Source organism: Brunnivagina elsteri CCALA 953, from assembly GCF_002289455.1.
In the GTDB taxonomy this organism is placed as follows: Bacteria; Cyanobacteriota; Cyanobacteriia; order Cyanobacteriales; family Nostocaceae; genus Brunnivagina; species Brunnivagina elsteri.
The window spans coordinates 1-6,085 of sequence record NZ_NTFS01000392.1; the positions used below are offsets into that span (position 1 = coordinate 1).

General features: G+C 40.3%; 12 protein-coding genes. 9 read left to right on the top strand and 3 right to left on the bottom strand.

Annotated features, from left to right (window positions below; genetic code table 11):
- The first annotated feature begins 326 nt into the window (after positions 1 to 326).
- The 5 genes from CK510_RS24655 (at position 327) to CK510_RS24675 (ending at position 2,819) form a co-directional block, all read left to right on the top strand.
- A complete protein-coding gene (locus CK510_RS24655) occupies positions 327 to 557 on the top strand; it encodes a DUF433 domain-containing protein (RefSeq protein WP_095724192.1) in 231 nt (76 codons plus the stop codon).
- The gene (locus tag CK510_RS24660; protein ID WP_095724193.1) at positions 554 to 886 is read left to right on the top strand and encodes a DUF5615 family PIN-like protein; all 333 of its coding nucleotides are present in this window, start codon (positions 554 to 556) and stop codon (positions 884 to 886) included. Before CK510_RS24655 ends, CK510_RS24660 begins: the two co-directional genes overlap by 4 nt.
- A 783-nt stretch (positions 887 to 1,669) precedes the next feature.
- Positions 1,670 to 2,077 carry a hypothetical protein gene (locus tag CK510_RS24665; RefSeq protein ID WP_245912420.1) on the top strand — a complete coding sequence of 136 codons (408 nt, stop codon included), beginning with the start codon at positions 1,670 to 1,672 and terminating at the stop codon, positions 2,075 to 2,077.
- Between the two features lie 3 nt (positions 2,078 to 2,080).
- Positions 2,081 to 2,308, top strand: coding sequence for a hypothetical protein (locus tag CK510_RS32990; protein WP_211293292.1), 228 nt, complete (start codon positions 2,081 to 2,083; stop codon positions 2,306 to 2,308).
- 298 nt (positions 2,309 to 2,606) lie between these two features.
- On the top strand, positions 2,607 to 2,819 hold the full coding sequence (locus tag CK510_RS24675; protein WP_211293293.1) for a hypothetical protein: 213 nt from the start codon (positions 2,607 to 2,609) through the stop codon (positions 2,817 to 2,819).
- Positions 2,820 to 3,107: 288 nt separating this feature from the next.
- Here CK510_RS24675 and CK510_RS24680 read toward each other — a convergent pair whose 3' ends face one another.
- The gene (locus CK510_RS24680) at positions 3,108 to 3,287 is read right to left on the bottom strand and encodes a hypothetical protein (RefSeq protein ID WP_095724196.1); all 180 of its coding nucleotides are present in this window, start codon (positions 3,285 to 3,287) and stop codon (positions 3,108 to 3,110) included.
- A gap of 234 nt (positions 3,288 to 3,521) precedes the next feature.
- On the opposite strand from CK510_RS24680, the gene CK510_RS24685 reads away from it, so the two are divergent.
- Both CK510_RS24685 and CK510_RS24690 read left to right on the top strand, forming a co-directional pair.
- Positions 3,522 to 3,761 carry a hypothetical protein gene (locus tag CK510_RS24685; RefSeq protein ID WP_095724197.1) on the top strand — a complete coding sequence of 80 codons (240 nt, stop codon included), beginning with the start codon at positions 3,522 to 3,524 and terminating at the stop codon, positions 3,759 to 3,761.
- Complete coding sequence (locus CK510_RS24690; RefSeq protein ID WP_095724198.1) at positions 3,758 to 4,168, top strand: putative toxin-antitoxin system toxin component, PIN family; 411 nt, start codon at positions 3,758 to 3,760, stop codon at positions 4,166 to 4,168. Before CK510_RS24685 ends, CK510_RS24690 begins: the two co-directional genes overlap by 4 nt.
- Before the next feature lie 97 nt (positions 4,169 to 4,265).
- Here CK510_RS24690 and CK510_RS31180 read toward each other — a convergent pair whose 3' ends face one another.
- A complete protein-coding gene (locus CK510_RS31180) occupies positions 4,266 to 4,490 on the bottom strand; it encodes a hypothetical protein (RefSeq protein WP_143289420.1) in 225 nt (74 codons plus the stop codon).
- 287 nt (positions 4,491 to 4,777) lie between these two features.
- Between CK510_RS31180 and CK510_RS24695 the strand changes: the two genes are divergently transcribed.
- Positions 4,778 to 5,329: a DUF433 domain-containing protein gene (locus CK510_RS24695; protein WP_095724199.1), complete on the top strand. Its 552-nt coding sequence runs from the start codon at positions 4,778 to 4,780 to the stop codon at positions 5,327 to 5,329.
- A complete protein-coding gene (locus tag CK510_RS24700; protein WP_095724200.1) occupies positions 5,310 to 5,699 on the top strand; it encodes a DUF5615 family PIN-like protein in 390 nt (129 codons plus the stop codon). The genes CK510_RS24695 and CK510_RS24700 overlap by 20 nt, the downstream gene beginning before the upstream one ends.
- A 105-nt stretch (positions 5,700 to 5,804) precedes the next feature.
- On the opposite strand, the gene CK510_RS31185 is transcribed toward CK510_RS24700, so the two are convergent.
- Positions 5,805 to 5,969 (bottom strand): hypothetical protein, encoded by a 165-nt coding sequence (locus tag CK510_RS31185; protein ID WP_211293294.1) that lies wholly within the window; start codon positions 5,967 to 5,969, stop codon positions 5,805 to 5,807.
- Positions 5,970 to 6,085: the final 116 nt, after the last annotated feature.

Genomic DNA, 6,085 nt, shown 5'->3' on the forward strand with positions numbered 1-6,085 from the left:
AATGATCCTGTGTTGTCATGCTGAGGAACGTTCGCGTAGCGTGTCCCCTTGGGACTCAGCATCTACGCGAGATTCTAGCCTGCGGCAACGCGTTCGCGCAGCGTGTCGCTTTGCGACTCAGCGCGTACGTTCCACCCTGCGGGTAGACGCGCAAGCGGCTTCTGTAAGTAGCAAGCTACAGAATGACCGAAGAGCATTTCTTTCTGTGGAGTTCTCTAAGCTTAATGTCGGAGACATATCGCATTTCTCACAAAATACAAACCGGACTGTTCCGAGAAATGATATTCAGCTAAACTTAAAATAGATTTTAGGATAATATCATAACTATGAGCTACCACAATATCATTACAATTGAACCGGACAAGCGCGGTGGTAAGCCTTGTATTCGACGTATGCGGATCACGGTTTATGATGTTTTGGGCTGGTTGGCTGCTGGAATGTCTCATGAGGAGATTTTAGACGATTTCCCTGAGTTAACACAACAAGATATAAAAGCCTGTTTGGAATTTGCTGCGGATCGAGAACATCGTCTGATTGCTGTGACGGGTGACGTTTGAAAATACTATTCGACCAAAATTTGAGCCGGAAATTAGTTAAAAGGCTAGTTGATATTTTTCCGAATGCTAGTCATGTTCAGTTTCATGGACTTACAGAAGCAAGTGATAGTGAAATTTGGGAGTTTGCTAAAAATCAAGAATTTTGTATTGTGACTCAAGACGCGGATTATGCCGAACGCAGTCGCCTTTATGGTTCTCCCCCCAAGATAATATGGCTGCGTTGTGGAAATGCACCAACTAGTCAGGTCGAGTACATTCTCCGAACTGGAGTAGAAGCAATTCAAGAATTAATGCATAATCCAATGCTTGATTGTCTTGAACTTTATTAACTCAAAGTGTGGATTAATTTTGACACTCTGCCCTCTAAAGAGAGGCAAATTCTTTAAGACATGCTTAAAAGGGATAGTCAAATATCCCCCTAGACGCTCAAAACAACTAACACTCATGTTGCTGCAATCGCGCTTACTTCTACGATTTTGTTGCTTTCCGAGTCCATCACAATGCCAATACGGTACGCTCAACATCCTGCCTTGCTTGCTCCAGAAAGTCGTTATGCATCTTGCATCCGGTTCTTCGTTGCAGGTATTTCTCCTTACTAGGATGTTTCAACGCGTAGATGGTTATTCCTACTTGCTGTTAATATTTTAGCATTAATATTGAATGCAGATAAATCTGCCCGCGTCGCTTTTCCACCCCTGGCTAAAGCCGAGGGGCTACCAAGCTCCCGGACTTTTTACGTGTGAAATTAGCGTTAGCGTACGCGAAGCGTTGCCGCAGGCTAGCTCAACGTTGGCGAAGCCGCTCCGGAGGAGCTAGTTATCGCAGTTCTTTAACTCACTCCACGATAAGCGGAGCTTAATGCCGGAGGCATATCGCACTTCCCCACAAACCAAACCGCGATAAGCGTTCGCTTTTAGCGTACTTTCAGAAGCCACTCCGTGTCTACCCGCAGGGTAGCTTAATGCCTAAGCGCAAAGCGCACGCTTCGCGAACGGCATATCGCACATCAACAAAAACCAAATGCGATCGCCTTGAGTTGTAGAAGTTTTTCACTAATCTGATAAAATTGATATGTCTAAGTGCTTGATAAGTTTTATCTAGTAAGTAAATAAATGGGTAATATAATGAATATAGCCGTGGAATTACCTAGTGGAAAAATATTAAATATTGCCAGATTTATTGCTCTTATCCCAATTAATACAGCAAATAATATTAGCTACGACCTGATTTTAGAAGGTTATTCTTCGCCTGTGAATCTAGAAGTAAACGATGCTGAGACTCTCAAAAAAATACTCTTCTTGGATAAAGATTTGATTCCGGTGAATCAATCCGAATGGGAAAAACATAAACAATTACAGCAAAATCAACGAGCGATCGCATTACTACAGCAACGCATAAAGCGTCACGAAAATATTTCTGAAACTGAATCATTACAGCGAGAAGATTTATTTAATGATTTTAAACAAGTAATAGATGCGGAACGTCTCCCCGGACAGAAATTATATTCAGAATATTCATAGGTTATGATAGTTTTTGTTGACTCTGGAGTACTAGGAATTCTCACTAATCCCAATAAGTATGGGGAAGCTAGGGATTGTGAACAGTGGCTTTATACTTTGTTGTTGCAGGGCGTTTATGTCTGTTCTTCAGATATATGTGATTTTGAAGTCAGAAGAGGTTTAATTTTATCGCTACAAAAGAAACCAGAATTTAATGGGATTCAAAACTCAATACCTTCGCCAAAAATATGAATGGCAAAAACCTTTTTGCCGTCAAGGTTTTCAGCTAAAACAAATATTGGTTTTATCTGTTAGGCTGCAATTCCAGAGTCCTTATATATCAAGCTTTACAATGTAAAAACACTGTGCGGGAATACCGGACATGGTTTTTAAGTTATCTGGAATTTATAAAGGCTATTTCACTCATACGAAAAAACCTTGCTCCTACAAGCTTTGATACTACGTCATCACTCAGAAATTTGGCGAAGGTATTGAAAACTTAGATGAAATTAGAGAAATAATTGATTTTTTACCAATTGATTCGGTTTTATTGAGACAAGCTGCCTATTTATGGGCTTCTGCTCGTAGTCAAGGAATACCTACCGCAGATAATAAAAGCCTTGATGTGGATATTATTATTTCTGCCCAGTGGCAGATACTTAAAGAAAATTTTCCTGGTCGTTATGTTGTTGTTGTAACTACCAACGTGAAGCACTTGAGTCGCTTTACGGAAGCTAAGGTTTGGAGAGATATTAAGTTTTAATTTAATTTTATAAATTCTACGATCGCACGATGTTTCGTTCATGTGGAACAATTTAATAAAAAACGAAACGATCGCACTTCTCACCAAAACCAAAACCCGATCGCAATCCCCAAAAACCCAAATAGCACTCCAACTAAACCCGAACTGCGATAAGCGTACCCCTCCGGGGAAGCAAGCTACGCGAAGCGTGTCCCCTTGGGACTTAGCTTAATGCCAAAGGCATATCGCAATCCACACCAAAAGCCCGATCGCACACTCCCCAAAAAACCCAAACATGATAAGCGGAGCTTAATGCCAAAGGCATATCGCAATTCCCCAAAAACCAAACCGCGATAAGCGGAGCTTAATGCCAAAGGCATATCGCAATTCCCCAAAAACCAAACCGCGATAAGCGGAGCTTAATGCCGGAGGCATATCGCAAATCCCAAAAACCAAACCGCGATAAGCGGAGCTTAATGCCGGAGGCATATCGCAAATCCCCAAAAACCCAAACCGCGATAACTAGCTCCTCCGGAGCGGCTTCGGCAACGCTTCGCGTACGCTAACGCAATTCCCCAACAAACCCAAACGCGATAAGCGGAGCTTAATGCCAAAGGCATATCGCAATTCCCCAGAAAGCTGGTTTCTCCCCTACGAAAAAGCTCAAATCAAGCATTACAAACTTAGGTGATATAATTAAGGCTAAAAGTCCAGGAAAAATTTATGAATGCTTATAAAAGATACCTCACTATAGAAGACCCGAATCATATAGTTTTGTCAGGCTTGCCTTTTAAACCTGGACAAAGAGTTGAAGTGATTATTTTAGCAGAAGACAAGGAAAGAGAAGCTTTAGCATCAAAATTACAGCAGTTATTCAAAGAAACCCAAGCCTCACACCAAGATAATCCATTAACTGATGATGAGATAACCGCAGAGATTGAGGCTTATCGTAGGGGAGAATGAAAGTAATCATTGATACTAATGTTTTAGTTTCTGCTGTGTTATCTGGCAGAAATCCTGAGTTTGTTATTCTTTTTATTGTTAGTAATCCAGAAATTGAATGGGTGGTATCAGCAGAAATTTTACAGGAATACAAGGAAGTTTTAAGTAGAAAAAAGTTTAAGTTAACTCAAGAGCAACTCAATCGTTGGTATGAGTTTTTAGATAATGCTACCGTTTTAATTAGTCCTAGATTGGAGATTGATTTTCCAAGAGACCAAAAAGATGCTAAATTTTTAGCCTGTGCCATTGAGACCAATGCAGATTTCTTGATTACTGGCGATTTCGATTTTACTGAAGCACAAACTTTAATACAAACAACTATAGTTTCTGTGTCTAGTTTTATGAAATTAGTTTGTGATGTGCTTTAGAGTCATTACAAATTCCTATGGATGGTCGGGCAAGTGATAAATGGATGTTTTATCTGCTGTTTTAGATACGCTCGCAACTAACGCATCTGTTGATACTTTAGAGAAATTGCGACAAGTCTATCAACCAGCAAGCGATCGCACTTCCCCAAAAACCCAAACCGCGATAAGCGGAGCTTAATGCCGGAGGCATATCGCACTTCCCCAAAATCCAAACGCGATAAGCGGAGCTTAATGCAATCATGCATATCGCAATTCTACAAAAACCAAACGCATATCCCACCAAACCAAACCGCGATAAGCGGAGCTTAATGCAATCATGCATATCGCACTTCCCACAAAAACCAAAAAGCGATAAGCGGAGCTTAACGCCAAGGGCGTATCGCATACCTCATCAAACCAAACGCGATTCCTGCGGATAGCTTCGCGATCGCAGTTGTTTAAATTTGAGTTATTTTATTTTCTGGAAGTTCATAAACTCAAAGTGTAGACATAATAAGAATTTTTGTGCTTACACCGCAATCCAACCAAGCTCAAATTTACAAAGCCGCACAACTTTATCTTAAAAGTGTGATAAACTGCTCCCTATAGAGAGAATACTTTATTTAAAACATGAATGTTATGTTTACTCCTGCTGAAGCTGCTGCTTTTGTTAGGATTCCGACAAAAAGAGTCTACAAAGAATTAGAGTATGCAGTGATTACTCCTAATGCTAACCCTCCACGCTTAAGTTTTGCGGCTCTGGTATATCTTAAAGCATTGAGAGAGGTTGATTTTACTTTTTCAGTTGATTTTCGGACTCTTTTGTATCAACGTCTGGTAGATGCGATCGCACATAACACGAAGCAGATAGAAATCGCACGCTATTTCATACTCCAACTCGATGCTATTTTATTAGAGCTATCTGAATTAGTCAGTCATTTTAATATGTGGAAGAATAATTTAGCTTCCAATCCCGACATCATGGGTGGGGAAACTGTATTTCCTAATACCCGTCTCACTGTTAGGCATATTGGGACAATGTTTGATCGTGGTGAATCAATAGAAGTAATTAGAGAGGATTATCCTTATTTGTCTGAGGAAGATATCGAATTTTCACGTATATACGTAATAGCCTATCCTCTTATTGGTAGACCAAAAAAAGATGAAGTTTCTAGTCGATGAGGATTTGTCCCCATCAATTGCGCTTTATCTTTGCCAAGAAATGTATTTTGATGCGGTGGCTGTGAGGGATCGTAATTTGCTTAATGCAGCAGATTATGAAATTTTAGAATATGCTTTTCAAAAAGATAGGATATTAATTACTGCAAATGTTAAAGATTTCGAGCGATTTGCAAATGCCCGTGAAATCCATGCTGGTATTATTTTGATTTGTAATGGCAGTTTACTACGTAAAGAACAAATGAAAGCCGTAAGTATCGCTGTGTCTGTAATCGCAGATGAATACGACCAAGGTAGAGATATGGTTAACCGAGTTCTTTATATTGAGGTTGATGGGGATTTGAAGTTTAAAGATTTACCAATATCTAAATAAGGGACTTCCAAATAAAAAAATACCCAACTTATTTCTTGTGGGATGGGCTTCCAGCCCGTCATTATCTAGAGCAGGCTGGAAGCCCACTCCACAAAATTGGAGAATTTATTTCTTGGAAGTCCCTAATCTCTGTAAAAGTGCGATCGCACATCCCACAAATCCCAAAATCCAAACGCGATAAGCGGAGCTTAACGCCAAGGGCGTATCGCATATCCCCAAAAACCAAACGCGATAAGCGAAGCTTAATGCCAAGGGCGTATCGCATATCACACAAAACCCAAATCGCGATAAGCGGAGCTTAATGCCGGAGGCATATCGCACGCACATCCCAACAAACTCAAAAAATTATTTTCTTGATACACCTTTCTGAGATAATTATTCGAGGA

Coding starts and splice junctions, on each gene's coding strand:
- CK510_RS24655 (WP_095724192.1), top strand. CDS start 327: ATGAGCTACCACAATATCATTACAATTGAACCGGACAAGCGCGGTGGT.
- CK510_RS24665 (WP_245912420.1), top strand. CDS start 1,670: ATGGGTAATATAATGAATATAGCCGTGGAATTACCTAGTGGAAAAATA.
- CK510_RS32990 (WP_211293292.1), top strand. CDS start 2,081: ATGATAGTTTTTGTTGACTCTGGAGTACTAGGAATTCTCACTAATCCC.
- CK510_RS24680 (WP_095724196.1), bottom strand. CDS start 3,287: ATGCCTCCGGCATTAAGCTCCGCTTATCGCGGTTTGGTTTTTGGGATT.
- CK510_RS24685 (WP_095724197.1), top strand. CDS start 3,522: ATGAATGCTTATAAAAGATACCTCACTATAGAAGACCCGAATCATATA.
- CK510_RS24690 (WP_095724198.1), top strand. CDS start 3,758: ATGAAAGTAATCATTGATACTAATGTTTTAGTTTCTGCTGTGTTATCT.
- CK510_RS31180 (WP_143289420.1), bottom strand. CDS start 4,490: ATGCATGATTGCATTAAGCTCCGCTTATCGCGGTTTGGTTTGGTGGGA.
- CK510_RS24695 (WP_095724199.1), top strand. CDS start 4,778: ATGAATGTTATGTTTACTCCTGCTGAAGCTGCTGCTTTTGTTAGGATT.
- CK510_RS24700 (WP_095724200.1), top strand. CDS start 5,310: ATGAAGTTTCTAGTCGATGAGGATTTGTCCCCATCAATTGCGCTTTAT.